This window comes from Thermus composti, assembly GCF_014647535.1.
Lineage (GTDB): Bacteria > Deinococcota > Deinococci > Deinococcales > Thermaceae > Thermus > Thermus composti.
The window spans coordinates 58,603-79,881 of the sequence record NZ_BMPJ01000008.1 but is presented as its reverse complement, the minus strand read 5'-3'; the positions used below and the strand labels follow the sequence as shown (position 1 = coordinate 79,881).

Sequence of the window (21,279 nt, the reverse complement as noted above, 5' to 3'; positions counted from 1 at the left end):
GGTAAGATGGGGGCATGCGCAAGGCGCTTTTGGCCCTTCTTTTCTTCCCCCTCCTTTCCGCCTGCCAGGTGCTCCAGGGCTCGGGCTACCGGGTGGCCGAGGTGCAGCTTCTCTTCCCCGAGGCCACGGAGCGCTGGACCTACTTCTACGGGGAGCCCCGGGAGGTGCGCCTGGGCCGGGAGACCCTGAGGCTGGAAAGGCCCCAAGGGGAAAACCTATGGGCCGTGCCCGGAGCCCTATGGGTGAACGGCCAGCCCCTCCTCCGGGAGACGAAACCGGCCTTAAGGCCCTTGGCCCAGGCGGTGCGGGGGGGTTCGGGCAGCCTGGTGGAGGTGCGCGCCCTCGCCGACCTCCGGGCCACCTGGCTTTACGACGGGGTGGGCTGGGTGCGCCTCACGGGAAGCCTCAAGGAAGGGGAGCGGCGCACCCTGGTCCAGCCCGCCACCTACCGGACCCCGGACCTCTACGCCCTCACCGGACCGGAAACCCAGGTGGTCCTCCGGGAGGTTCTGGCCCGGCGGGGCGGGCGGCAGGTGGCGCTCTTTGAACTGGCCGAACCCGTCCTTCCGGCCCTCCCCCTGGACCCCGCCCCCGACGGCTACCGCCTCGGCGCCCTACAGGTGCAGTATGGCCTTCCAGTGAAGATTGTGAGCCCGCCCGAGACCCTTTACCGTATCCTGGACCGGGGCAGCAACGCCGCTTACCAGGAGGAAGCGCCCAAGGCCCTCTTGGCCAACAGTCCAAGCCGCTTCCTGGAGATCTGGAACCTGGCCGTGGGCAACCGCCTTCCTCGGCCCCCGGCCCCCAGCGTGGACTTCCGGACCCGGAGCGTGGCCGCCTTCTTCTGGGGGCTTAAGCCCACGGGGGGGTACCGCCTCGAGGTGGCCGGGGTCACCTACGCCGGGGGCACCGCCCGGGTGGTCCTGGCCCTCCACACCCCTCCCCCGGGGGCCATCGTCACCCAGGCCCTCACCAGCCCCTACGTGATCCTGGAGCTTAGGAAGGTGCAGCGGGTTATCTTCACCGATCCCCAGGGGAGGGTGCTGGCGGAGGAGAGGGAATAAGCCGCCCCCTTAGCGCCCCCACCAGGTACAAAGAACCCGTGCAGAGGACGGGAAGCCCGTCCTCCCGGGCCCTTCCCACCGCGTGGAGGAGGGCTTCCCAGGGGTCCTCAAAGAAGGGGGTCCCCAGCTCGGGCCCCAAGGCCCCCTCCCCCGCCCGGGCGTAGCGGACGCTTTGCGCCTTGGGCAAAAGGTGGGCCAAAACCCCCCGCACGTCCTTGCGGGGAAAGGCCCCGAAGACGAGGTGGTAGCCCCAGAACTCCCGGGCCAAGGCCTCCGCCGCCGGGGGGTTGTGGGCCCCGTCCAGGTAGACCTCCACCCCCTCCCAAAGGAAGCGCTCCATGCGCCCGGGGTTTTTGGCCTCCTTAAGGCCTTGGGCGATGGCCTCCTCGGGAAAGCCCAAAAGCCTCAAGGCGGCCGCCGCCAGCCGGGCGTTTTCCTCCTGGTAGGCCCCCTTGAGGCCAGGCGGGGCGGGAAGGGCGAAGAGGGGGTCTTCTGGGTCCAGGACGTAAAGGGGAGCCCCTCTCCTCGCCGCCACCTCCCGGGCCACCGCCAGGCCCACCCCCCTCGCCCCCGTGACCACGGGGACCCCTTCCCGGAAGGCCCCCGCCTTCTCCCGGGCCACCGCCTGAAGGCTTCCCCCAAGGGCCTCCAGGTGGTCCTCCCCCACGTTGGCGAGCACGGTGAGGACCACCCGGGAAAGGGCGTTCGTGGCGTCCTTCTCCCCCCCTACCCCGGCCTCCACCGCCGCCAGGGCCACGCCCCTTTCCCGGAAGTGGTGAAAGGCGAGGGCGGTGGCCAGGTCAAAGAAGCCGGGGGGCTCCGCCCAGGCCTCCTCCCTCGCCCAGGCCACGAAGCGCGCCACCTCCTCCTCGGGGATAAGGCCCAGGTGGGTGCGGATCCTCTCCCGGAAGTCCAGAAGGTGGGGGCTGGTGTAGGCCCCGTAGGCGAGGCCTGAGGCGCGGAAGGCGGCCTCGAGGTAGGCTACCACGCTCCCCTTGCCGTTGGTGCCCAGGACGTGAACCGCTTGGAAGGCCCCTTCGGGGTTTCCAAGCCGGTCCAAAAGGGCCCGCACCCGCCCAAGGCCCCTTTCCCCTCGGCGGCGCTGGGCGTAAAGCCAGGCCAAGGCCTCCCCGTAGGTCATACCTCCTCCGCGTACTGGAGGCGGTAGAGGGTGGCGTAGTACCCCCCCTTGGCCAAGAGGGCCTCGTGGGTCCCCTCCTCCACGAGGCGCCCCTTCTTGAAAACCAGGATCCGGTCCACCCGGCGGATGGTGGAGAGGCGGTGGGCGATGAGGATGGAGGTCCTCCCCTCCATGGCCTTGTAGAGGGCCTCCTGAAGGCGCCTCTCCGTCTCCGAGTCCACGTTGGCGGTGGCCTCGTCCAGGATCAGGAGGACATCGGGGCTTGCCAGAAGGGCCCGCACCAGGGCGAGAAGCTGCTTCTCCCCCGTGGAAAGCCCGGCCCCCCGCTCCCCCAAGGGGGTGTGGTACCCCTGGGGCAGGCGCAGGATCGCCTCGTGCACCCCCAAAAACTTCGCCACCTCCACCACCCTTTCCTCGGGGATGGAAGGGTCAAAGAGGCGGAGGTTGTCCAGAACCGTCCCCGAGAAGAGGAAGGGGTCCTGGAGGACGATGGCGATGCGCCGCCTAAGCTCCTCCTGGCGGTAGCGGCGCACGTCCTCCCCGTCCAGGAGGACCTGGCCCTTTTGGGGGTCGTAGAAGCGGGCGATGAGGCTCACCACGCTGGTCTTCCCCGCCCCCGTGGCCCCCACCAGGGCCACCTTCTCCCCGGGGCGGATGTGGAAGGAAACCCCCTTCAAGACCCAGTCCCCTTCCCCGGGCTCCACCCCCTTGGGGGTGTAGGCGAGCCAGACGTCCTTGAACTCTACCTCCCCCCGGAAGCGGGCGATGGGCCTGGGGTCCTCGGGGTCTTTAAGCTCCTCCTCCGTGTCCAAGACGCCGAAGATCCTTTCGGCGCTGGCCATGGCCCCCTGGAAGAGGTTGAACTTGTCGGAGAGGTCCTGGAGGGGCTGGAAGAGCTGGCGGGTGTAGTCCACGAAGGCCACGAGAAGCCCCAGGGAGACCACCCCCCGCACCACCTCCCCGCCCCCAAAGTAGAGGAGGCCCGCCACCGCCAGATCCCCCAGGAAGCCCACCACGGGGAAGAAGAGGGCGAACCAGCGGACGATCTCCACCCAGGCCCGGAAGAGGTCCCAGCTCAGGCGGTCAAACCGGGCCTCCCGGTCCTTTTCCTTCACGAAAAGCTGGATGGTCTCCACCCCGGAGAGGTTTTCCTGGAGGGCGGCGTTCACCCGGGCAAGCCTCAAGCGCATCTCCCGGTAAGCCTGGCGCATACCCCGGCGCACCCAGGCGGTGATCCAAAGGAGCACGGGGGTCACCAGGAGGACCACCAGGGTGAGCTTGGCGTTGAGGAAGAACATGAAGCCCAAAAGGCCCAAGAGGGTGAAGAGGTCGGCGATGACCCCCACAAGCCCCCCGGTGATGAACTGGTTGATGGCGTCCACGTCGGAGGTGATCCGGGTCATGAGGCGGCCCACGGGGTTCCGGTCGTAAAACCCCGGGTGGAGGCGCATGAGCTTGGCGAAGAGGGCGCTCCTCAGGTCAAAGAGGACCCGCTGCCCCACCCACTGGATGAGGTAGGTCTGGCCGTAGGTGGCGGCGAAGTTCACCCCCCGCACCAGCAAAAAGCCCAGGCTCACCCAAAGGAGGAGGGCGAACCGCTCGGCGAGGGGCTTGGGTTCCTTAGGCACCAAGGCCTCGTCAATGGCCCACTTGAAGAAGAGGGGGGTGAGGGCGGCGGTGAGGGTGGTGAGGAGGAGAAAGAGGAGGGCGAGCCCCACCCAAAACCGGTAGGGGCGGACATAGGCCAGGATGCGGGCGAAGAGCTCCCGGTCAAAGGCCTTGGTGTAGGCGTCCTCCTCCCTCATTCCTCCACCTCCATCCGCTGGATGCGGTCCATCTCCGCGTAAAGGCCCCCGGCCTTTAGGAGGTGCTCGTGGGTCCCCTCCTCCACGATCCTTCCCCCGTCCAAGACGATGATCCAGTCGGCGTGGCGCAGGGTGGCGGTGCGGTGGGAGATGAGGAAGGTGGTCTGCCGCCCCAGAACCGTCTTCAGGCTCTGGAGAATCCGGGCCTCGGTTTCCGTGTCCACGGCGCTTAGGGCGTCGTCCAGGATGAGAATCTTAGGCCTTTTGGCCAGGGCCCGGGCCAAGGCCACCCGCTGCCGCTGCCCCCCGGAAAGGGTCACCCCCCGCTCCCCCAAAAGGGTCTCGTACCCCTTGGGGAAGGAGAGGATCTCCTCGTGGATGCCGGCGAGCCGGGCCGCCCACGCCACCCGCTCGGGGTCCGGCTCGTCCAGGCCGAAGGCGATGTTCTCCTTAAGGGTTTCGCTGAAGAGGAAGGGCTCCTGGGGCACCACCCCCACCGCCTTCCGCAAGGTGGCCAAAGGGATCCGTTCCACGGGGTACCCCCCCACGTAGACCCTGCCCTCCGTGGGGTCCAAAAGCCTCGGCACCAGCGCGGCCAAAAGGCTTTTCCCAGAGCCCGTCCGCCCGGTGATCCCCAGGGTCATGCCCTCGGGCACGGTGAGGGTGAGCCCCTTAAGCACCCACCTTCCCCCAAGGCGTAGCCCCACCCCCTCAAAGCGCACCTCCCCCGTGAGGTCCTCGGGGGCCAGGGGCAAGGGATCCTGGTCGCGGATGCGCGGGCTTTCGTCCAGGAGTTCCCAAAGCCGCCTCAGGCTGGTGAGGCCCCTTTGGTAAAGGGCCAGGACCCACCCAAGCCCCAGGATCGGCCAGGTGAGCTGGGCCAAATAGGCGTTGAACTGGACCAGCTCCCCCACGCTCATCTCCCCCCGGACCACCATCCCTCCGCCCACCCACAAGACCGTGAGGAAGGCGAAGCCCATGAGAAACCCCAAAAGGGCGTGCATGGGCCCCTCCACCCGGGCCAGGGCTAGGCTTTTGGCCACGTAAACCTGGTTCAAGGCCTGGAAGCGGGAGAGCATCCGGGCCTCGAGGGCGTAGCCCTTCACCACCCGGATGCCGCTAAAGGCCTCCTGGGCCAAGGTGCTGATCCGGTCAAAGGCCTCCTGGGCCTCCCGGTAGCGGCGGTCCACGAGGCGCAGGAGGAAGAAGACCGCCACGCCGATCAAGGGGAGGAGAAGGGTGAGGTAAAAGGCCAGGCGGAGGTTCACGGCGTACATGGAGAGAAAGGCCAGGAGGACCAAAAAGGAAAGCCGGCTCCCCATGAGGATCCCCGGGCCCACCATCTCCCGCACGGCGGAGAGGTCAGTGTTCAGGCGGTTCATCAGGTCCCCCACCCGGGTCCTCTGGTAGAAGGACCGGTCCAGAAGGAGGAGGTGGTGAAAGAGGGTTTTCCTCAGCTCGTACTCCACCCTTCGGCTCGCCACCACGGAAAGGCGCCGCATGAGGTAGGAAAGGAGGGCAGAGAGGGCCGAGGAGCCCACCAGAAGGAGGGCGTAGCGCCCGAAAGGCTCCCCTTGGGCCACCGCGTCCACCGCCAGGCGCAAAAAGTAGGGGGAGAGGACAAAGAAGCCGATGGAGAAAAGGCCCAGCAGGACCCCAAGGGCGTAGCGGAAAAGGTAGGGCCTAAGGAAGGGCCAAAGCCGCGGGAGGGGCGAGACTGACCGCCCGGTCATAACCCCAGTTTAGCGCGCCCCGCCCCCTTCCATCTCCGCCTTTAAGCCCAGAAGGGCCTCGCTCCAGTCCTCCCCCAAGGTGACCAGGCGGTGGGGCTTGGTAAGCCTCCGGGCGGCGCGGCGGAGGAGGCCGGGGATGGGAGGACAGGCGTAGGAGACCACCAGGAGAAGCCCCTTCACCCGGCCCAGGCGGTGGAGGTAGTGGACCATGCCCACAAGCTCCCGGTCCGTGGGAAGGTCCATGGGCAAAAGCCGGTCCCCCTCCTCCCGCAACTTCTCGGGGGGCAGGTCGGGGAAGTAGGGCAAAAGGTCCACCCGGGCTAGGGCCTTGGCCACCTCCTCCCGGAAGGCCTCGTCCTCGAGGAGGTAGGGCTGGGCCACGATCCCCACGCTTCCCTGGGGGGTCTTGAGGGGAGGAGGGGGCTTGAGGAGGTAGCGCACCCGGTCCAGGGCCCGCCCCACCAGCATGGGGTTTTGGGTGAGGATCTGCCCCACCTCCCCCGCCCGGCCCAAGACCCGCTCGGAAAGCTCCGCCGGGACCTTAAGCACCGGGGGAAGCCCCGGGAAGTAGCGGAGGAGGGCGGCCTCCAGGTCCAAAAGCCAGGGGCACTGCCCACCCCCCTTTTCCGACTCCACCCCGTCCTGGAGGTCGGGAAGGAGGAGGTAGTCCACGCCCCTTTCCTTGAGGGCCTCCACCTGGGCGAGGAGCCCTTGGACGGGGAGGCAGAAGGGGACCGGGGAGGGAGGTGTGTTGGCCCGGACCACCTCCACCCCCAAAGCCTCCAGATAGGCTTCCCAAAAGCCCAAATAACGGCGGGAAAGGAAGCCCTGCACCAAGCCCACGCGCATACGCCCTATCCTACGCCAAGGGCCTTGAGAAAGGCGAGGAGGACCCGCCTCCCCTCCCAAAGGCTCTTGGGAAGAACCCACTCCTCCGGGGTGTGGGCCCCACCCCCGCGGTAGACCCCAAGGGCCAGGGCGGGGATCCCCCGCTCCACCCCAGCGCTGGCGTCGGTGGAGGCCGCCTGGAAGAGGGGCCTCTCCCCGATGGCCCTCAAGGCCTCCTCGGCCGCCGCCCTAAGCCTGGGGGTGAAGGTGCTCCCCGCGGGCCTTTGGCCCAGGACCTCGAGGCCAAGACCCACCCGGTAGCGGCGGGCCACCTCCTCCAGGTCCGCCCGGGCCTCCCGCCAAAGGGCCTCCAGGGCCCCTGGGTCCAGGGCCCGAAGCTCCAGAAGGGCCGAGGCCTCCTGGGGTATGGCGTTCACCGCCTCTCCGCTCCGAAGCCCCGCGGCGTTTAAGCTCACCCCCTCCCGCCCCGCCACCCGGCGCTCCAAAACCCTTAACCCCTCGGCCAGGGCGAAGACCGGGTTAGGGGCGCCCCGGTCCCCCCAGGCGTGCCCCCCGGGGCCCAGGAAGCGCACCCGGAAGCGCACCGAGCCCAAGGCCCGGTCCACAACCCCCGGGAGGTAGCCGTCCACGGCCACCACCACCTTGGGCCCTAAGGCGGCCACCAGGGCCCGCGCCCCCTTCAGGTTGCCAAGGCCCTCCTCCCCCACGGTGAAGCCCCGCACCACCCCGGGCAACTCCGGCAGGGAGAGGAGGACGGCCACGCCGCTGGCGTTGTCCCCCACCCCGGGGCCGTAGAGCCGCTCCCCCTGAAAGCGCCAAGGCCCAGGGGGAAAGACCGAGTCCAGGTGGGCGAGGAGCAACACCTCCCCTTCCCCGGCGAAGACGTTTCCCACCCCGTCCCGCCGGGCCCCCGCCAGGTGGCGGGCCACGTACCGGGCGCGCCCCTCCTCGGAAAGGGGGGCGAGTTCCAGGAGGTGCCTTACGGGGTCCACCTACTCCTCGGGCTCGGGCTGGGCCAGCCCCTCGCGGATGGCGTAAAGGGCGGCCTGGGTGCGGTTATTGAGGTGAAGCTTCTGGAAGATCTCGGAAAGGCGGTTGCGCACCGTCTTCTCCGAAAGGCCGAGCTCGGCGGCGATCTCCAGGTTGGTGTACCCCTGGGCCACCAGCCTGAGGATCTGCACCTCCCGCTCGGAAAGCTCGGCGTGCATGGGGGCCCGGGCCTCCTTCTTGGCCCGGAAGTCCTGGATGATGTGGCCCGCAAGCTCCGCATCCAGAAGGACCTCCCCGGCGTGAACCCGGCGGATGGCCCCGATGAGTTCGCTGGCGTCGGCGTCCTTCAGGAGGTAGCCCCGGGCCCCCGCCTTCACCGCTTCAAAGACATAGACATCCTGGCGGTACATGGTGAGGATGATGACCTTGGCCTGGGGCCACTCCCGGAGGATGGCCTGGGTGGCCTGCACCCCGTCCAGGCCTGGCATCTGGATGTCCATGAGGATCACGTCGGGCTTGGTCTCCAGGGCATACCTGAGCGCTTCCCACCCGTCCTTGGCCTCCCCCACCACCCGGAAGTCCCCCTCCGCCTCCAGAAGGCTTTTCAGCCCCTGGCGGAAAAGGGCGTGGTCGTCCGCCAGAAGAACCCGGATCACCCTTCCATCATAGCGCCAAAGGGGCTAGGGTAGAGGCGTGCTGACCTTTCGCGTGGAGAAACTGGTACCCGGGGGGTACGGCCTGGCCCGCACCGAAAGGGGGGTGGTCCTGGTGAAGGGGGCCCTCCCCGGGGAGCTGGTGCGGGGGGAGCCCAAGCGGCAAAAGGGGGCTCTCTTCCTGGAGGCCCCCGAGATCCTAGAGCCCCACCCCGCCCGCTACCCTAAGCCCCTTCCCCCCTCGGCGGACCTGCCCCTGGCCTACGAGGCCCAGCTCCCCCTCAAGGAAGGCCTGGTCCGGGACGCCCTGGAGCGGATCGCCAAGCTGGAGGCCCCCCTGGCCCCCATTCAACCCTCCCCCAGGCCCCTCGCCTACCGCACCGCCGCCCAGTACGCCCGCCACCCCTTGGGGGGCCTGGCCTACCGCCTGCCGGAAAGCCACGCCCTCCACCCCTTAGAGGAAGACCCCCTCCTGGCCGAGCCCCTGGCCTGGGCCTTCGGGGTGCTGAAGCTTTGGCCCTTGCCCGTGGAGGAGGTGGCCCTCAGGGGAAGCCTCCTAGAGGGCAAGGTCCTCCTCGGCCTCATCGGGGGAAGCCCCGAGGCCTTGAAGCGCCCCGCCAAGGCCCTGGTGAAGGAGGGGTTCGCCGGGGTGGTCTGGGCCGAGCCCTCCCCCAAGGGGCGCTTTCGGGGAAGGGTCACGCCCCTCGCCGGGGAGCGCACCCTCCTCGAGGCCTTCGGCCCTCTAAAGGCCACGGTGAGCCTGGAAAGCTTCAGCCAGGTGAACCCCCTGGCGGCGGGGGCCCTCCTGGAGGAGGCCCGCACGCTAGTAGCGGGGGGAAGGCGGGCCCTGGAGCTCTACGCGGGAAGCGGCCTCCTCTCCCTCCTCCTCGCCCCCCGCTACCAGGAGGTGGTGGCGGTGGAGATCAGCAAGGAGGCGGTGCGCCGGGGGGAGATGGACCGGAAGCGCCTCGGCGTGGAGAACGTCCGCTTCCTCCGCACGGACGCCCGCAAGGCCGAGGCCTTGGGCGCCTTTGACCTGGTGGTGGTGGACCCGCCCCGCTCGGGCCTTGCCCCCGAGGTGCGGGCCTACCTCCTTAAGGCCCGGCCCCGGGAGATCCTCTACGTGTCCTGCGACCCCGCCACCTGGGCGCGGGACGTGGGGGCCCTGGTCCAGGGGGGCTACCGCCTCGCCTTCGCCCGCCCCTACGATTTCTTCCCCTTCACCCACCACGTGGAGGTCCTCTCCCTCCTTCGCCTTTAGTATCCTGGGCAAGGATCTGCCATGGTCCTGATCCTGAACGGCCCCAACCTGAACCTCCTGGGCACCCGGGAGCCCCACCTCTACGGCCACACCACCCTCGAGGAGCTGGAATCCCTCTGCGAGGCCTGGGGGGCGGAGCTTGGCCTTGGGGTGGCCTTCCGCCAGACCAACTACGAGGGCCAGCTGGTGGAGTGGGTCCAGCAGGCCCACCAGGAGGGTTTCCTGGGGATCGTCCTCAACCCCGGGGCCCTCACCCACTACTCCTACGCCCTCTTAGACGCCATCCGGGCCCAGCCCCTCCCCGTGGTGGAGGTCCACCTCACCAACCTCCACGCCCGCGAGCCCTTCCGCCAGCACTCGGTCACCGCCGGGGCCTGCCGGGGGATCATCTCCGGCTTCGGCATCCTCTCCTACAAGCTGGCCCTTCTCTACCTGGCGGAGACCCTCGAGGTAGGAGGCTAAGCGCCCAAGGGCGCTCTCAGCGCCAAAACCAAGGGGCGTCTAGGAAGGGTGCCCGATTCCGAAAATATAGAGCTCGTTTAAAAAACAAGCGTCCCCCCGAGGCCAAAGCCGTGCCCTAACGTGGTATACTGGGCAAAGGCGTTGCTTCGCCCAACGAGGAGACTATGGCCCAGATCCTTCCGGTAGAGATCACCGAGGAACTCAAGCAAAGCTTCATCAACTACGCCATGTCCGTCATCGTGGACCGGGCCCTGCCCGACGTGCGGGACGGGCTCAAGCCGGTCCAGAGGCGGATCCTCTTCGGCGCCTACCAGGAGGGGGTCTTGCCCAACCGCAAGCACGTGAAAAGCGCCAAGATCGTGGGCGAGGTCATGGGCAAGTACCACCCCCACGGGGACGCCGCCATCTACGAGGCCCTGGTGCGCCTGGCCCAGCCCTGGAACCTCCGCTACCCCCTCATGGACGGCCAGGGGAACTTCGGCTCCATAGACGGCGACCCCCCCGCCGCCCAGCGCTACACCGAGGCGAGGCTTTCCCCCATCGGGGCGGAGATGCTTTTGGACATTGACAAGGAGACGGTGGACTTCCGCCCCAACTACGACGGCTCCCTCAAGGAGCCCGAGGTCCTGCCCGCCGCCATCCCCAACCTCCTGGTGAACGGGGCGAGCGGCATCGCCGTGGGCATGGCCACAAGCCTCCCGCCCCACAACCTCGCCGAGGTGGTGGACGCCCTGGTGGCCATGATTGAGAACCCCACGATCACCCTGGAGGAGGTGATGCGCCACCTCCCCGGCCCCGACTTCCCCACGGGGGGGAAGCTTTCCCGGAAGGGCATCAAGGAGGCCTACGCCACCGGCCGGGGAAGCCTCAAGGTGCGGGCCAAGGTGCGGGTGGAGGAAAAGGGGCAAAGGCCCGTCTTGGTGGTCACGGAGATCCCCTACCAGGTGAACAAGGCGAGCCTCATCGCCCAGATCGCCGCCCTGGTCAAGGCCAAGAAAATTGAGGACATCGTGGCCCTGCGGGACGAGTCCGACCGCCAGGGCCTTAGGATCGCCATTGAGCTCAAGCGGGGGGCCAACCCCCAGGTGGTCCTGAACCAGCTCTACAAGCACACCGCCCTGCAGACCTCCTTCACGGTGAACCTCCTGGCCATCGTGGACGGGGAGCCCAAGGTCCTTTCCCTCCTGGACCTCATGCGCCACTACCTGGACCACCGGAAGGAGGTCCTGCGGCGGAAAAGCCTCTTTGAGCTGAAGAAGGCCGAGGAAAGAGCCCACGTCCTGGAGGGCCTCCTCATCGCCCTGGATCACATTGACGAGGTCATCGCCCTGATCCGCGGCTCCGAGGACGCCCCCAAGGCCCGCGCCGCCCTCATGGAGCGCTTTGGCCTCACCGAGGTCCAGGCCCAGGCCATCCTGGACATGCGCCTCCAGCGCCTGGTGGCCCTGGAGCGGGAGAAGCTTCTGGAAGAGTACCGGGGGCTCATGGAGGAGATCGCCCGCCTGAGAGCGATCCTCGAGGACGAGGCCCGCCTCCTGGCCGAGGTCAAGGCCGACCTCCTCCGGGTCAAGGAGAAGTACGGGGACCCCAGGCGCACCCTCATCACCGAGTTTGAGGAGAACTTCAACCCCGAGGACCTCATTGAGGACGAGCCCATGGTCATCACCCTCACCGCCCAAGGCTTCCTCAAGCGCCTCCCCCTGGAGGGCTACCGGGCCCAGGGGCGGGGGGGGAAGGGCCTTTTGGCCGGGAAGACCAAGGAGGAGGACGAGGCCACCCAGGTCTTCGTGGCCGACGCCCACGACGACCTCCTCCTCTTCACCAACCGGGGCCGGGTCTACCGGCTCAAGGTCTACGAGCTTCCTGAGCTGGGCCGCCAGGCCCGGGGGGTCCACGTGAAAAGCCTCCTCCCCCTCGCCGAGGACGAGGAGGTGGCCGCCCTCCTCTCCGTGCGGGGCTTGGACGGGGAGGGCTTCTTGGTCTTCGCCACGGAGCAGGGCCTCATCAAGCGCACCGCCCTCAAGGAGTACCAGAACCTGGGCCAGGCGGGGCTTATCGCCATAAGGCTTCAGGAGGGGGACCGCCTGGTGGGGGTCGCCCTCTCCGACCTCGAGGATGAGGCCATCCTGGCCACCGCCGAGGGCCAGGCCATCCGCTTCCCCCTGGAGGAGGTGCGGGCCACGGGCCGGGACAGCCAGGGGGTCATCGGCATCCGCTTCAAGAAGCCCGAAGACCGCGTGGTTTCCCTGGTGGTGGTGAAACCTGGGGAGATGGTGGACCTCCTCTCCGTGAGCACCCGAGGCTACGGCAAGCGCACGCCCCTTTCCGAGTACCCCCTCCAGGGCCGGGGCGGGATGGGGGTCATCACCTACGCCGTCTCCCCCAAGGTGGGGAGGCTCGCCGCCCTGCTCAAGGTCCGGGGCGGGGAGGACCTCTTGGTCCTCTCCCGCAAGGGCCTCGCCATCCGCACCCCCGTGGCCGAGATCCGGCAGTACTCCCGCCCCACCGCCGGGGTCAAGGTGATGAATCTCCCCGAGGACGACGAGGTGGCGAGCGCCTTTGTGGTGGAGGAGGAAAAGTGATGGAAGAGGTCGTGCTCATCACGGTGCCCAGCGAGGAGGTGGCGAGGACCATCGCCAAGGCCCTGGTGGAGGAGCGCCTGGCCGCCTGCGTGAACATCGTCCCCGGCCTCACCTCCATTTACCGCTGGCAGGGGGAGGTGGTGGAGGATAAAGAACTCCTCCTCATCGTCAAGACCACCACCCACGCCTTCCCCAGGCTCCGGGAGCGGGTCCAGGCCCTCCACCCCTACACCGTCCCCGAGATCGTGGCCCTCCCCATCGCCGAGGGGCACGGGCCCTACCTGGCCTGGCTCCGGGAGAACACGGGATGACCCAGGACATGCGGGACTTCCTCCGGGCCCTCCACCAGGAAGGGGCCCGGTTTTTGGTCATCGGGGGGTACGCCCTGGCCTTCTTCGGAAGGTCCCGGTTCACCAAGGACCTGGACCTCTGGGTGGACGCCAAGGAGGCGGATAGGGTCCTCGCCGCCATCCGCCGCTTCTTCGGGCCCTGGAACGGGAGGTGGAGGGAGTCAAGGTCTACGTGGTTCACCCCGAGGACTTCAAGACCCTGAAGCGGGCCTTCGGCCGGCCCGTGGGGAGCTAGGGCCATGAGAAAGATCCCCCCCATCGCCCGCCGCTTTCCCCTCGAGGCCCCCCCCGACGACCGGGCCGAGTGGCGGGAAGTGCCCCTAGAGGAACGCCTCCGGGCCGTCTGGGAGATGGCCCTCTTCTGGGCGGCCCTGGAAGCGGAGAGGGCTAAGGAGCGGGGCGAGACCCCCGAGATCGCCACGGACCGCCTCCTGCCCGTGGCCCGGAAGCGCCCTTTGGGCGGGTAGGATTTTTGCAACCCAAAGGTTTACAAAATCCCGCCCCCGTGCTAGCCTGGGGGTGAGGAGGACGCCATGACCAAGGCCCGCGAGACCGTAAGCTTCAAGCCCGGCGAGGTCATTCTCTACCCCGGGGTGCCGGGCCCCAAGGACCGGGTCTTCCGGGTGGTGGAGGGCCTGGTGCGCCTCGAGGCGGTGGACGAGGAGGGGAACGCCCTCACCCTCCGCCTGGTACGCCCCGGGGGGTACTTCGGGGAGGAAGCCCTCTCCGGCACCGAGCGCACCTACTTCGCCGAGGCGGTGACCGAGGTGGTGGCCGAGCCCCTAGCCGAGCCCGACCCGGAAACCCTCCTGGAGCTGGTGGCCCACCTGGCCCAGGCCCTCTCCGAGTCCTACCGGCGCATTGAGCGCCTGGCCACCCAGCGCTTGAAGAACCGCATGGCGGCAGCCCTCCTGGAGCTTGCGGAAACCCCCCTGGCCAAGGAAGAAGAGGAGGGCCTGGTCCTCCGGGCCACCCACGACGAGCTGGCCGCCGCCGTGGGGAGCGTGCGGGAGACGGTCACCAAGGTCATCGGGGAGCTCGCCCGGGAGGGGTACATCCGCTCCGGCTACGGGAAGATCCTCCTCAAGGACCTAAAGGGCCTCAAGGAGCTGGCGGAAAGCCGGGGCGAAGGCCGCTAGGGCCTAGGCGGAGGCCATGGCGTAAACTAAAAACCATGCGCCTCCGCCAGCGTTTTCTCACGGGGCTCATCACCCTTCTTCCCCTGCTGGTCACCCTCTACTTCCTGGGCTGGGTCTACACTTACTCCGGGGGGTACATCCAGGCCTTCCTGCGGCTTTTGGACCTGGAGGTGCCCCGGCCCTACCAACCCCTCCTCCCCTTCGTGGGCCTTTTCCTGGCCGCGGTCCTTATCTACCTGGTGGGCACCCTGGCGGAAAACTACCTGGGGCGGAGGCTTCTCCAGTCCTTGGAGCGCTCCCTCCTCCTCCTTCCCCTGGTGCGGGACATCTACAAGGCCGTTCAGCAGATCGCCCACACCCTCTTCGGCCAACAGGAGGTGAAGTTCAGCCGGGCGGCGGTCATAGAGTACCCGAGGCGGGGCCTTTACACCCTTTGCTTCGTGGTCCAGCCCGTGAACCGCAGGCTTCCCCCTTTGCCCGAGGGGTACACCGCCGTCCTGGTACCCACCAGCCCCGTGCCCGCAAGCGGCATGGTGATCCTGGTGCCCTCGGAGGAGGTCATCCCCCTGGAGATCAGCGTGGAAGAGGCCCTGAAGTACGTGGTCTCGGCGGGGTTCCTCCTCCCCGAAAAACCCCAAGGCCCCTTAACCTCCCTCCCACGAAGCCCGGAGGAGGCCCGCTAGAATGGGGGCGATGCGCCTAGGGCTTTGCCTTTTCCTCCTCCTGGGCCTGGCCTGGGCCGCCCCACCCCCCCTTTTCGGCCCCTCCCTACCCGAGGGGACGGAGATCCGGCTCCTTTCCCCCGACCTCCGCACCCTCCACGGGGCCTGGCGGGTGGAAAGGGGGCGCCTGGTTCCCCTTTCCCAACCCCTACCCCCCCGGCCCGGGCAGGAGGTGCGCCTCCTCCTCGTCCTCCCCGGGGGAGGGCCCCAGGCCTTCCAGGGGATCGCCGACCGAGGGGATGTCTGGCTCCTTCAGGGAAGGGAGCGGTGGAGCCTAAGGGAACTCCTCCTTCTCTACCGCCTCGTCCTTCCGGAAAGGTTTTGGCCATGAAGCAGATCCTTCTCATAGAAGACGACCCCGAGGTGGCCCGCCTGGTGGAGCTGGAGCTTAAGGAGGCGGGCTTCCAGGTGGAGTGGGCCAAAACCGGCATGGAAGGCCTGATCCGCCACCGGGAAGGCAAGCCCGACCTGGTGGTCCTGGACCTGGGCCTGCCCGACCTGGACGGGGCCGAGGTGGCCCGCAGGATCCGGGCCACGGACGACACCCCCATCCTGGTCCTCACCGCCCAAGATGCGGTGGAGCGCAAGGTGGGGCTCCTCTCCGAGGGGGCCGACGACTACCTGGTGAAGCCCTTCCACCCCGCCGAGCTCTTGGCCCGGATCCAGGTGCAGCTCCGGCACAAGGAGGGGAGCGAGGTCCTATCGGTGGGGCGGCTGGAGCTTTACCCCAGGCGGCGGCAGGTCTTCTTCGCCGGGGAAGAGGTGCGCCTCTCCCCCAAGGAGTTTGACCTCCTCCACCTCCTCATGAGCCGCCCGGGCCGGGTCTTCCCCCGCCTGGAGATTGAGGAGAGGATCTGGGGCAGGCCCCTCGGCAAGGACTCCAACGTCCTGGACGTCCACATGGCCAACCTACGGGCCAAGCTGCGGGAGGTGGGGGCCTACGGGTACCTGCGCACGGTCCGGGGGGTGGGCTACGCCGTGCGCCCGGGCCGGGGAGAGGAGGAAGGCTAGGGGGATGCCCCTTAGCTTCCGTTCCCGCCTCTTCTTAGGGTTCGGCTTCCTTTGGCTCCTCCTCCTCTCCGCAAGCCTTTACCTGGCGGGAAGGCGGGTGGAAGGAAGCCTCAGGGAGCGCCTCGAGGCCACCCTCCTCCAGGACGCCGCCAAGGTGGCGGAGGCCTACCGCCAGGGCCGGGCGGGCCTTCTCCTCACCACCGGGGGGGTCTTCCTGCACCTCTACCGGGAGGACGGGGAGCCCCTGATCCTCACCGAGCCCCGCCACCGCCTGCCTCCCCCGCTCCTCCAAAGGGCGAGGGAAGCGCCTAGGGTCTTCTGGCAGGAGGGCTTCGCCGCCGCCCTCGTTCGCACCCCCTTGGGCCTCCTCGCCCTCACCGCGGACACCGCCCCCGTGGAGGAGGCCCTCTTCGCCCTTCGCCAGGCTCTTTTAGAGGCTTTTCTTCTCCTCTTTCCCTTGGGCACGGGCCTCCTTTACCTGGCCGCCCGGTTCGCGGCCCGCCCCCTCGAGGCCGCCGCCCAGGCCATCGCCGCCCGAAGCCCCGAGCGCCTAGACCCCATTCCCTTAAGCCTCCCCAAGGACGAGTTCGGCCGCATGGTGGAGGCGGTGAACGCCCTCCTCCGAGCCCTAAAGGAGGCCAAGGAGCGGGAGCGGGCCTTTCTGGCCGAGGTGAGCCACGAGCTAAGGACTCCCCTCACCGTCCTCCTGGGCCATCTGGACCGCTTAAGGCGGAACCCCCAAGACCTCGAGGCCCTGGCCACCGCCCAGAGGACCGCCGAAAGGATGCGCCGCCTGGTGGAGGACCTCCTGGCCCTGGCCCGGGGAGAGGCGGAGCGGAGCCTCAACCTCTTCATCGTGGACCTCAAGGCCCTGGCAGAGGAGGCGGTCCGGGAGCAGGGGGTGGGCTTCCAGGGGGAGGCCCTGGAGGTCCTGGGGGACCCGGACCGGCTTTTGCAGCTTTTGCGCAACCTCATCGCCAACGGGGTGCGGGCCGCCGGGAAGGAAGGGGTTGGGGTGCGGCTTCGCCGAGAGGGGGACTGGGCCCTTTTGGAGGTGGAGGACCAAGGCCCCGGGATCCCCCAAGACCTCCTCCCCCGCCTCTTCCAGCGCTTCGCCCGGGGGCCCGGGGGGGGCACGGGGCTCGGCCTCGCCATCGCCCACGCCATCGCCAAGGCCCACGGCGGGGAGATAGAGGTGGAAAGCCAGCCCGGCCGCACGGTCTTCCGGGTGCGCCTCCCCCTTCTTCCCGAGGAATAGACCCAGTCCAAGGGAAAAAGGGAGTATCCTGTGGGCAGATGCGCGTGGCCCTTTTCATCACCTGCCTGGCGGACCAGTTCTACGCGGAGGCCGGGGTGGCGGCGGTGCGGCTCCTCAGGGCCTTGGGGGTGGAGGTGGACTTCCCCCAGGGCCAGACCTGCTGCGGCCAGCCCGCCTTCAACGCCGGGTACTGGGACGAGGCGAGGCCCCTGGCCAAAAGGACCCTCGAGGTCTTTGAGGAGGCGGAGTACGTGGTCCTACCCTCGGGAAGCTGCACCAGCATGGTGAAAAACCACTATCCCGAGCTCCTTCCGGGAAACCGGAAGGCTTTGGCCATGGCGGAGAAGACCTTTGAGCTTTCCCAGTTCCTGGTGCGGGTTCTCGGGGTGGAGAAGCTCGGGGAGGGGCTTAAAGGGAGGAAGGTGGCCTACCACCCCGGCTGCCACGCCCTAAGGGAGCTCGGGGTGCGGGAGGAGCCCCTTCTCCTCCTCAAAAACGCCGGGGCCGAGGTTCTCCCCTGGGAGGCGGCGGAGGAGTGCTGCGGCTTCGGGGGGCTTTTCTCGGTGAAGCTCCCCGAGGTCTCCTTGGCCATGGCGGACCGGAAGCTCGCCACCCTGCCCAAGGCCGAGGTCCTCACCTCCACGGACGCGGGCTGCCTCCTCCACCTGGCAGGGCGCATGGCCAAGAAGGGCCAAGGGATCCGGGTGGCCCCCCTGGCCACCCTTCTTTGGGAGGCGTATGCGGGCTAAGGCCAAGCTCTACCCCAAGGAGGCGGCGAGGCTCCTTCGGGAAAAGCCCGGGGTGCGGGAAGCGGTCACCGGGGCTACCCTCCACTTTGAGAGGAACCGCCTGAGAGCCTACGGGGAAGTGTCCATCGGGGCCTGGCGGGAAAGGGCCAAGGCGGTGAAGGACCACGTCCTAAGCCACCTGGACCACTACCTGGAGCTTGCGGAAAGGCGCCTTCGGGAAAACGGGGTCCAGGTCCACTGGGCGGAGACCCTCGAGGACGCCCACCGGGTCCTAAGGGAGGTGGTCCAAAGGCACGGGGTGAGGCGGGCGGTCAAGGCCAAGAGCATGCTCACCGAAGAGCTTGGGGTGAACCCCCTTTTGGAATCCCTGGGGGTGGAGGTCTACGAGACCGACCTCGGGGAGTACCTGATCCAGCTTCTGGGCGAGCCCCCAAGCCACATTGTGGGCCCCGCCATCCACCTCTCCCTAGAGGAGATCCAGAGGCTTTTCCACGAGCGCTTCGGCACCCCCTTGGACGCCCCCCCTGAGGCCCTGGCCCAGGTGGCCCGCAAAGTCCTAAGGGAGGCCTTCCTCACGGCGGAGCTTGGCATTAGCGGGGCCAACTTCCTGGTGGCGGAGACCGGCACCCTGGCCCTCATGGAGAACGAGGGAAATATCCGCCTTTCCACCTCTCTCCCCAAGGTGCACGTGGCCTTCGTGGGGATAGAAAAGCTCCTTCCCCGGTTTCAGGATTTGGCCCTCTTCCTTCCCCTCACCGCCCGGGCGGCCACGGGGCAGCGCCTCGCCACCTTCGTCTCCCTGATCCAAGGCCCCGCCAGGGAAGGGGAGGAAGGTCCCGAGGAGGTCCACGTGGTCCTGGTGGACAACGGCCGCACCGCCCTCCTCGCCGACCCCGAGGCCTGGGAGACCCTGAGGTGCCTCCGCTGCGGGGCCTGCCTCAACGCCTGCCCCGTCTACCGCCAGACTGGGGGGCACCCCTACGGCTACGTCTACTCGGGGCCCATCGGGGCCGTTTTGGACCCCGGGCTTCTCTCCTTGGAGGAGGCCTACCCCCTGCCCTACGCCTCCAGCCTCTGCGGGGCCTGCCTCGAGGCCTGCCCCGTCCTGATCCCCATCCCCAAGCTCCTCCTCACCTGGCGGCACCGGGCGGTGGCGGAGGGCCTCACCCCCTCCTGGGAAAAAGCGGCCATGAAGGCCTTCCGCAAGGTCATGGAAAGCCCCGCCCTTTACCGCCTCTTCTCCAAGGCCCTAAGGGGCCTCCCCCTCCCCCAGGACCTCCTCCCCCTCCTCAGGGCCTGGACGGAGGGAAGGGGCCCCTTAAAGCCAAGCCCCAAGCCCTTCCACGAGCTCTGGAAGGAGGTGGAGCGTGGAGGCTAGGACCAGGATCCTCGCCCGGGTGCGACGGGCCCTCAAGGAGAGGCCCAAGGCCCTTCTCCCCGAGCATCCCCACACCCCCCTCGCCGAGGACCCCGTGGACCTCCTCCTGAGGCGCCTAGAGGAAAACGGGGCCGAAGCCATGAAGCTTCCCCGGGAAGAGGCCAAAGCCTTCGCCCAACGCCTCGCCGAGGGGCTTCCCGGGGCCACCTTCGGCAAAACCCTCCCCCAGGACCTCAGGCCCCCCCTCCCCGAGCTACCCCCGGAGGAAGCCCCCTTGGGGGTCTCCTGGGCCCTCTTCGCTGTGGCGGAAACGGGGAGCGTGGCCCTTTCCAGCGAGGAGGGCCGAAGGGTCCACCTCCTTCCCCCCACCCACCTGGTCTTCGTGGAAGCGGGAAGGGTCTACGGGAGCCTCCTCGAGGCCCTCCAGGACCTCCAAAGCCTCCCCAGCGCCTTAGGCCTCCACTCCGGGCCTTCCAAAAGCGCCGACATCGGCCAGGTGATGGTGAAGGGGGTCCACGGGCCCGGGCGGCTCATCGTGGCGGTCCTACTCTAGCCGGTAGGCCTCAGGGGGGGAAAGCCTACGGAGGTTCAGGCGCAAGCCCCCTTCCTCCCGCACGAAGACGGGCCACCACACGAAGCTCGCCCGCCCGGCGATCCTCTCCACGGAGATGGGGCCAAAGGTCCGGGAGTCCTCCGAGCCTCCTAAGGTGCGGTTATCCCCCATGACGAAATAATACCCCGGCTTCAGCTTGATCCGCCCCACCTCGCACACCTCCCCGAGGGCGCTTCGGGCCAGGGTCTCCTGCGAAGGGGGAAGGAGCATCTCCCTAAGGGGCCTCAGGTAGGCGGGAAGGAGGTCCACCGGAAAGTCCCCCTGCTGGGTGATGATCCGGGTGAGGCGCCCCCCCTCGTAGCACACCCCAGGGAAGGAGTCGGGCCAGGGGGCGATCCGGTCCGTGATGTGGGTCTCCGCCAGGGGCTTCCCGTTCACGTACACCACCCCCCGGTCCACGTAAACCTCGTCCCCGGGCACGGCCACGATGCGCTTGATGAAGAAAGCCCGAAAGGAAAAGCCCAAAACGGGAAAGTGGGCGGTGGAAAAGGGGGTGCCCTCGGGGGGCTTCAGGATGGCGATCTCCCCCCGCTTCCACTCCCAAAGCCCCAGGCGCACGAGCCAGGTCTCCCACTTGGGCACCAGGACCCGCTCCCCGTTCCTCAGGGTGGGGTACATGCTCTGCCCCACCACCCCCACGGTGGTGAAGACGAAGGTGGTGACCAAAAAGGCCACGAGGAGGGCCTCCCCCACCTGGCGGAACCACTCCTTGAACAGGTAATCCCAAAAGGCCTTCATACCTCCCCCACTCTACCCTCTCTACCTTCCAAAAGGCGCCTGGCAGCCTGTCTTCCTGCCTCCACCGCCTCCTCGAGGCGGAGGAAATCCTGCACCGCCACCTCCCCGAGCTCGGGCCTAAGGTAGACCTCGGGGGCGTAAAGGGCCATGCGGCTTGCCGTGAGGTGGTGCTGCATCAGGTCCACCGCCCTGAGGGCGAGACCCAAAACCCCCTCGGGGGGCTTTTCCACGCTCCGCTCCGGGGTCACGTCCACGGCCCAGACCTCCTCCGCCCCCAAGAACCTGGCCGCGTCCACGGGCAGGTTGTCCAGGACCCCGCCGTCAAAGAGGAGGAGGCCCTCCCGCCACACCGGCCTGAGGAGGAGGGGGTGGGCCGCCGAGGCCAAGACCGCGCTCACCAGGTCGCCCTGGAAGAGGTAGACCACCCGCCCGCTTCGCACCTCCACCGCCGTGACCACGAGCTTGCGCTTGAGGTCGGCGAAGTCCTGGGGCAGGTGTTCGGCGAGGTACCGCTTAAGCCGCCCCCGGGAGAAGAGGGCCTCCCGCCAGGAGAAGCCTAGGATCCCGAGCCACGGGGTGTTCCGGGCGAGCTCCAGGATCTCCCGAGGGCTCTTCCCCGCGGCGAAAAGCGCCCCCACGATGGCCCCCATGCTTGCCCCGGCCACCACCTCAAAGTCCAGGCCCGCCTCCACGAAGACCTCCAGGGCGCCGATGTGGGCAAACCCCCTCGCCCCGCCTCCGGAAAGCACGAGGCCGCGCATGGGCCCATGGTACCCGGGTT

General features: G+C 68.4%; 23 protein-coding genes. 15 read left to right on the top strand and 8 right to left on the bottom strand.

The window, feature by feature from the left end; genetic code table 11:
• Positions 1 to 14 precede the first annotated feature (14 nt).
• The gene (locus IEX93_RS04620) at positions 15 to 1,064 is read left to right on the top strand and encodes a protease complex subunit PrcB family protein (RefSeq protein WP_188846993.1); all 1,050 of its coding nucleotides are present in this window, start codon (positions 15 to 17) and stop codon (positions 1,062 to 1,064) included.
• On the opposite strand, the gene IEX93_RS04615 is transcribed toward IEX93_RS04620, so the two are convergent.
• From IEX93_RS04615 to IEX93_RS04590, 6 genes are read right to left on the bottom strand one after another with little or no spacing between them, the layout of a single operon-like run.
• On the bottom strand, positions 1,021 to 2,205 hold the full coding sequence (locus IEX93_RS04615) for a bifunctional folylpolyglutamate synthase/dihydrofolate synthase (protein ID WP_188846991.1): 1,185 nt from the start codon (positions 2,203 to 2,205) through the stop codon (positions 1,021 to 1,023). The genes IEX93_RS04620 and IEX93_RS04615 overlap by 44 nt on opposite strands.
• Positions 2,202 to 4,010, bottom strand: a complete 1,809-nt coding sequence (locus IEX93_RS04610) for an ABC transporter ATP-binding protein (RefSeq protein WP_188846989.1) — start codon at positions 4,008 to 4,010, stop codon at positions 2,202 to 2,204. The genes IEX93_RS04615 and IEX93_RS04610 overlap by 4 nt, the downstream gene beginning before the upstream one ends.
• The gene (locus IEX93_RS04605; protein WP_188846987.1) at positions 4,007 to 5,743 is read right to left on the bottom strand and encodes an ABC transporter ATP-binding protein; all 1,737 of its coding nucleotides are present in this window, start codon (positions 5,741 to 5,743) and stop codon (positions 4,007 to 4,009) included. Before IEX93_RS04605 ends, IEX93_RS04610 begins: the two co-directional genes overlap by 4 nt.
• Positions 5,744 to 5,752: 9 nt before the next feature.
• Positions 5,753 to 6,592, bottom strand: coding sequence for a hypothetical protein (locus tag IEX93_RS04600; protein ID WP_188846985.1), 840 nt, complete (start codon positions 6,590 to 6,592; stop codon positions 5,753 to 5,755).
• A gap of 5 nt (positions 6,593 to 6,597) precedes the next feature.
• Entirely contained in the window at positions 6,598 to 7,584 is a 987-nt protein-coding gene (locus IEX93_RS04595) for a M20/M25/M40 family metallo-hydrolase (RefSeq protein WP_188846983.1), read from the bottom strand.
• Positions 7,585 to 8,238 carry a response regulator transcription factor gene (locus tag IEX93_RS04590; protein WP_188846980.1) on the bottom strand — a complete coding sequence of 218 codons (654 nt, stop codon included), beginning with the start codon at positions 8,236 to 8,238 and terminating at the stop codon, positions 7,585 to 7,587.
• A 37-nt stretch (positions 8,239 to 8,275) separates the two neighbouring features.
• On the opposite strand from IEX93_RS04590, the gene IEX93_RS04585 reads away from it, so the two are divergent.
• From IEX93_RS04585 to IEX93_RS04520, 14 genes are all read left to right on the top strand, one after another.
• A complete protein-coding gene (locus tag IEX93_RS04585) occupies positions 8,276 to 9,496 on the top strand; it encodes a class I SAM-dependent RNA methyltransferase (RefSeq protein WP_188846978.1) in 1,221 nt (406 codons plus the stop codon).
• 21 nt (positions 9,497 to 9,517) lie between these two features.
• Positions 9,518 to 9,958, top strand: coding sequence for a type II 3-dehydroquinate dehydratase (gene aroQ, locus IEX93_RS04580; RefSeq protein ID WP_188846976.1), 441 nt, complete (start codon positions 9,518 to 9,520; stop codon positions 9,956 to 9,958).
• A 164-nt stretch (positions 9,959 to 10,122) separates the two neighbouring features.
• A complete protein-coding gene (gene gyrA, locus IEX93_RS04575; RefSeq protein ID WP_188846974.1) occupies positions 10,123 to 12,540 on the top strand; it encodes a DNA gyrase subunit A in 2,418 nt (805 codons plus the stop codon).
• The gene (cutA, locus tag IEX93_RS04570) at positions 12,540 to 12,851 is read left to right on the top strand and encodes a divalent-cation tolerance protein CutA (RefSeq protein ID WP_188846972.1); all 312 of its coding nucleotides are present in this window, start codon (positions 12,540 to 12,542) and stop codon (positions 12,849 to 12,851) included. Before gyrA ends, cutA begins: the two co-directional genes overlap by 1 nt.
• A complete protein-coding gene (locus tag IEX93_RS04565; protein ID WP_229906093.1) occupies positions 12,848 to 13,093 on the top strand; it encodes a nucleotidyl transferase AbiEii/AbiGii toxin family protein in 246 nt (81 codons plus the stop codon). The genes cutA and IEX93_RS04565 overlap by 4 nt, the downstream gene beginning before the upstream one ends.
• Positions 13,094 to 13,129: 36 nt before the next feature.
• Entirely contained in the window at positions 13,130 to 13,357 is a 228-nt protein-coding gene (locus IEX93_RS04560; RefSeq protein ID WP_188846970.1) for a hypothetical protein, read from the top strand.
• A gap of 66 nt (positions 13,358 to 13,423) precedes the next feature.
• The gene (locus IEX93_RS04555) at positions 13,424 to 14,029 is read left to right on the top strand and encodes a helix-turn-helix domain-containing protein (protein ID WP_188846968.1); all 606 of its coding nucleotides are present in this window, start codon (positions 13,424 to 13,426) and stop codon (positions 14,027 to 14,029) included.
• A gap of 35 nt (positions 14,030 to 14,064) precedes the next feature.
• Positions 14,065 to 14,712 (top strand): DUF502 domain-containing protein, encoded by a 648-nt coding sequence (locus IEX93_RS04550; RefSeq protein ID WP_188846966.1) that lies wholly within the window; start codon positions 14,065 to 14,067, stop codon positions 14,710 to 14,712.
• Between the two features lie 10 nt (positions 14,713 to 14,722).
• Positions 14,723 to 15,082, top strand: coding sequence for a hypothetical protein (locus IEX93_RS04545; protein WP_188846964.1), 360 nt, complete (start codon positions 14,723 to 14,725; stop codon positions 15,080 to 15,082).
• Positions 15,079 to 15,762: a response regulator transcription factor gene (locus IEX93_RS04540; RefSeq protein WP_188846961.1), complete on the top strand. Its 684-nt coding sequence runs from the start codon at positions 15,079 to 15,081 to the stop codon at positions 15,760 to 15,762. Before IEX93_RS04545 ends, IEX93_RS04540 begins: the two co-directional genes overlap by 4 nt.
• Before the next feature lie 4 nt (positions 15,763 to 15,766).
• Entirely contained in the window at positions 15,767 to 17,020 is a 1,254-nt protein-coding gene (locus IEX93_RS04535) for a sensor histidine kinase (protein ID WP_188846959.1), read from the top strand.
• Between the two features lie 38 nt (positions 17,021 to 17,058).
• Complete coding sequence (locus tag IEX93_RS04530; protein WP_188846957.1) at positions 17,059 to 17,769, top strand: (Fe-S)-binding protein; 711 nt, start codon at positions 17,059 to 17,061, stop codon at positions 17,767 to 17,769.
• Positions 17,759 to 19,147, top strand: a complete 1,389-nt coding sequence (locus IEX93_RS04525) for a LutB/LldF family L-lactate oxidation iron-sulfur protein (protein WP_188846955.1) — start codon at positions 17,759 to 17,761, stop codon at positions 19,145 to 19,147. The genes IEX93_RS04530 and IEX93_RS04525 overlap by 11 nt, the downstream gene beginning before the upstream one ends.
• The gene (locus tag IEX93_RS04520) at positions 19,137 to 19,700 is read left to right on the top strand and encodes a LutC/YkgG family protein (RefSeq protein WP_188846953.1); all 564 of its coding nucleotides are present in this window, start codon (positions 19,137 to 19,139) and stop codon (positions 19,698 to 19,700) included. Before IEX93_RS04525 ends, IEX93_RS04520 begins: the two co-directional genes overlap by 11 nt.
• On the opposite strand, the gene lepB is transcribed toward IEX93_RS04520, so the two are convergent.
• Both lepB and IEX93_RS04510 read right to left on the bottom strand, forming a co-directional pair.
• Positions 19,692 to 20,498: a signal peptidase I gene (lepB, locus tag IEX93_RS04515; RefSeq protein ID WP_188846951.1), complete on the bottom strand. Its 807-nt coding sequence runs from the start codon at positions 20,496 to 20,498 to the stop codon at positions 19,692 to 19,694. The genes IEX93_RS04520 and lepB overlap by 9 nt on opposite strands.
• Entirely contained in the window at positions 20,495 to 21,259 is a 765-nt protein-coding gene (locus IEX93_RS04510) for a patatin-like phospholipase family protein (RefSeq protein WP_188846949.1), read from the bottom strand. The genes lepB and IEX93_RS04510 overlap by 4 nt, the downstream gene beginning before the upstream one ends.
• Positions 21,260 to 21,279 lie beyond the last annotated feature (20 nt).

What these genes read in the sequence shown, in the direction of transcription:
- IEX93_RS04620 (WP_188846993.1), top strand. Translation starts at nt 15, where the DNA reads ATGCGCAAGGCGCTTTTGGCCCTTCTTTTCTTCCCCCTCCTTTCCGCC.
- IEX93_RS04615 (WP_188846991.1), bottom strand. Translation starts at nt 2,205, where the DNA reads ATGACCTACGGGGAGGCCTTGGCCTGGCTTTACGCCCAGCGCCGCCGA.
- IEX93_RS04610 (WP_188846989.1), bottom strand. Translation starts at nt 4,010, where the DNA reads ATGAGGGAGGAGGACGCCTACACCAAGGCCTTTGACCGGGAGCTCTTC.
- IEX93_RS04605 (WP_188846987.1), bottom strand. Translation starts at nt 5,743, where the DNA reads ATGACCGGGCGGTCAGTCTCGCCCCTCCCGCGGCTTTGGCCCTTCCTT.
- IEX93_RS04600 (WP_188846985.1), bottom strand. Translation starts at nt 6,592, where the DNA reads ATGCGCGTGGGCTTGGTGCAGGGCTTCCTTTCCCGCCGTTATTTGGGC.
- aroQ (WP_188846976.1), top strand. Translation starts at nt 9,518, where the DNA reads ATGGTCCTGATCCTGAACGGCCCCAACCTGAACCTCCTGGGCACCCGG.
- gyrA (WP_188846974.1), top strand. Translation starts at nt 10,123, where the DNA reads ATGGCCCAGATCCTTCCGGTAGAGATCACCGAGGAACTCAAGCAAAGC.
- cutA (WP_188846972.1), top strand. Translation starts at nt 12,540, where the DNA reads ATGGAAGAGGTCGTGCTCATCACGGTGCCCAGCGAGGAGGTGGCGAGG.
- IEX93_RS04565 (WP_229906093.1), top strand. Translation starts at nt 12,848, where the DNA reads ATGACCCAGGACATGCGGGACTTCCTCCGGGCCCTCCACCAGGAAGGG.
- IEX93_RS04560 (WP_188846970.1), top strand. Translation starts at nt 13,130, where the DNA reads ATGAGAAAGATCCCCCCCATCGCCCGCCGCTTTCCCCTCGAGGCCCCC.
- IEX93_RS04555 (WP_188846968.1), top strand. Translation starts at nt 13,424, where the DNA reads ATGACCAAGGCCCGCGAGACCGTAAGCTTCAAGCCCGGCGAGGTCATT.
- IEX93_RS04550 (WP_188846966.1), top strand. Translation starts at nt 14,065, where the DNA reads ATGCGCCTCCGCCAGCGTTTTCTCACGGGGCTCATCACCCTTCTTCCC.
- IEX93_RS04545 (WP_188846964.1), top strand. Translation starts at nt 14,723, where the DNA reads ATGCGCCTAGGGCTTTGCCTTTTCCTCCTCCTGGGCCTGGCCTGGGCC.
- IEX93_RS04540 (WP_188846961.1), top strand. Translation starts at nt 15,079, where the DNA reads ATGAAGCAGATCCTTCTCATAGAAGACGACCCCGAGGTGGCCCGCCTG.
- IEX93_RS04535 (WP_188846959.1), top strand. Translation starts at nt 15,767, where the DNA reads ATGCCCCTTAGCTTCCGTTCCCGCCTCTTCTTAGGGTTCGGCTTCCTT.
- IEX93_RS04530 (WP_188846957.1), top strand. Translation starts at nt 17,059, where the DNA reads ATGCGCGTGGCCCTTTTCATCACCTGCCTGGCGGACCAGTTCTACGCG.
- IEX93_RS04525 (WP_188846955.1), top strand. Translation starts at nt 17,759, where the DNA reads ATGCGGGCTAAGGCCAAGCTCTACCCCAAGGAGGCGGCGAGGCTCCTT.
- lepB (WP_188846951.1), bottom strand. Translation starts at nt 20,498, where the DNA reads ATGAAGGCCTTTTGGGATTACCTGTTCAAGGAGTGGTTCCGCCAGGTG.
- IEX93_RS04510 (WP_188846949.1), bottom strand. Translation starts at nt 21,259, where the DNA reads ATGCGCGGCCTCGTGCTTTCCGGAGGCGGGGCGAGGGGGTTTGCCCAC.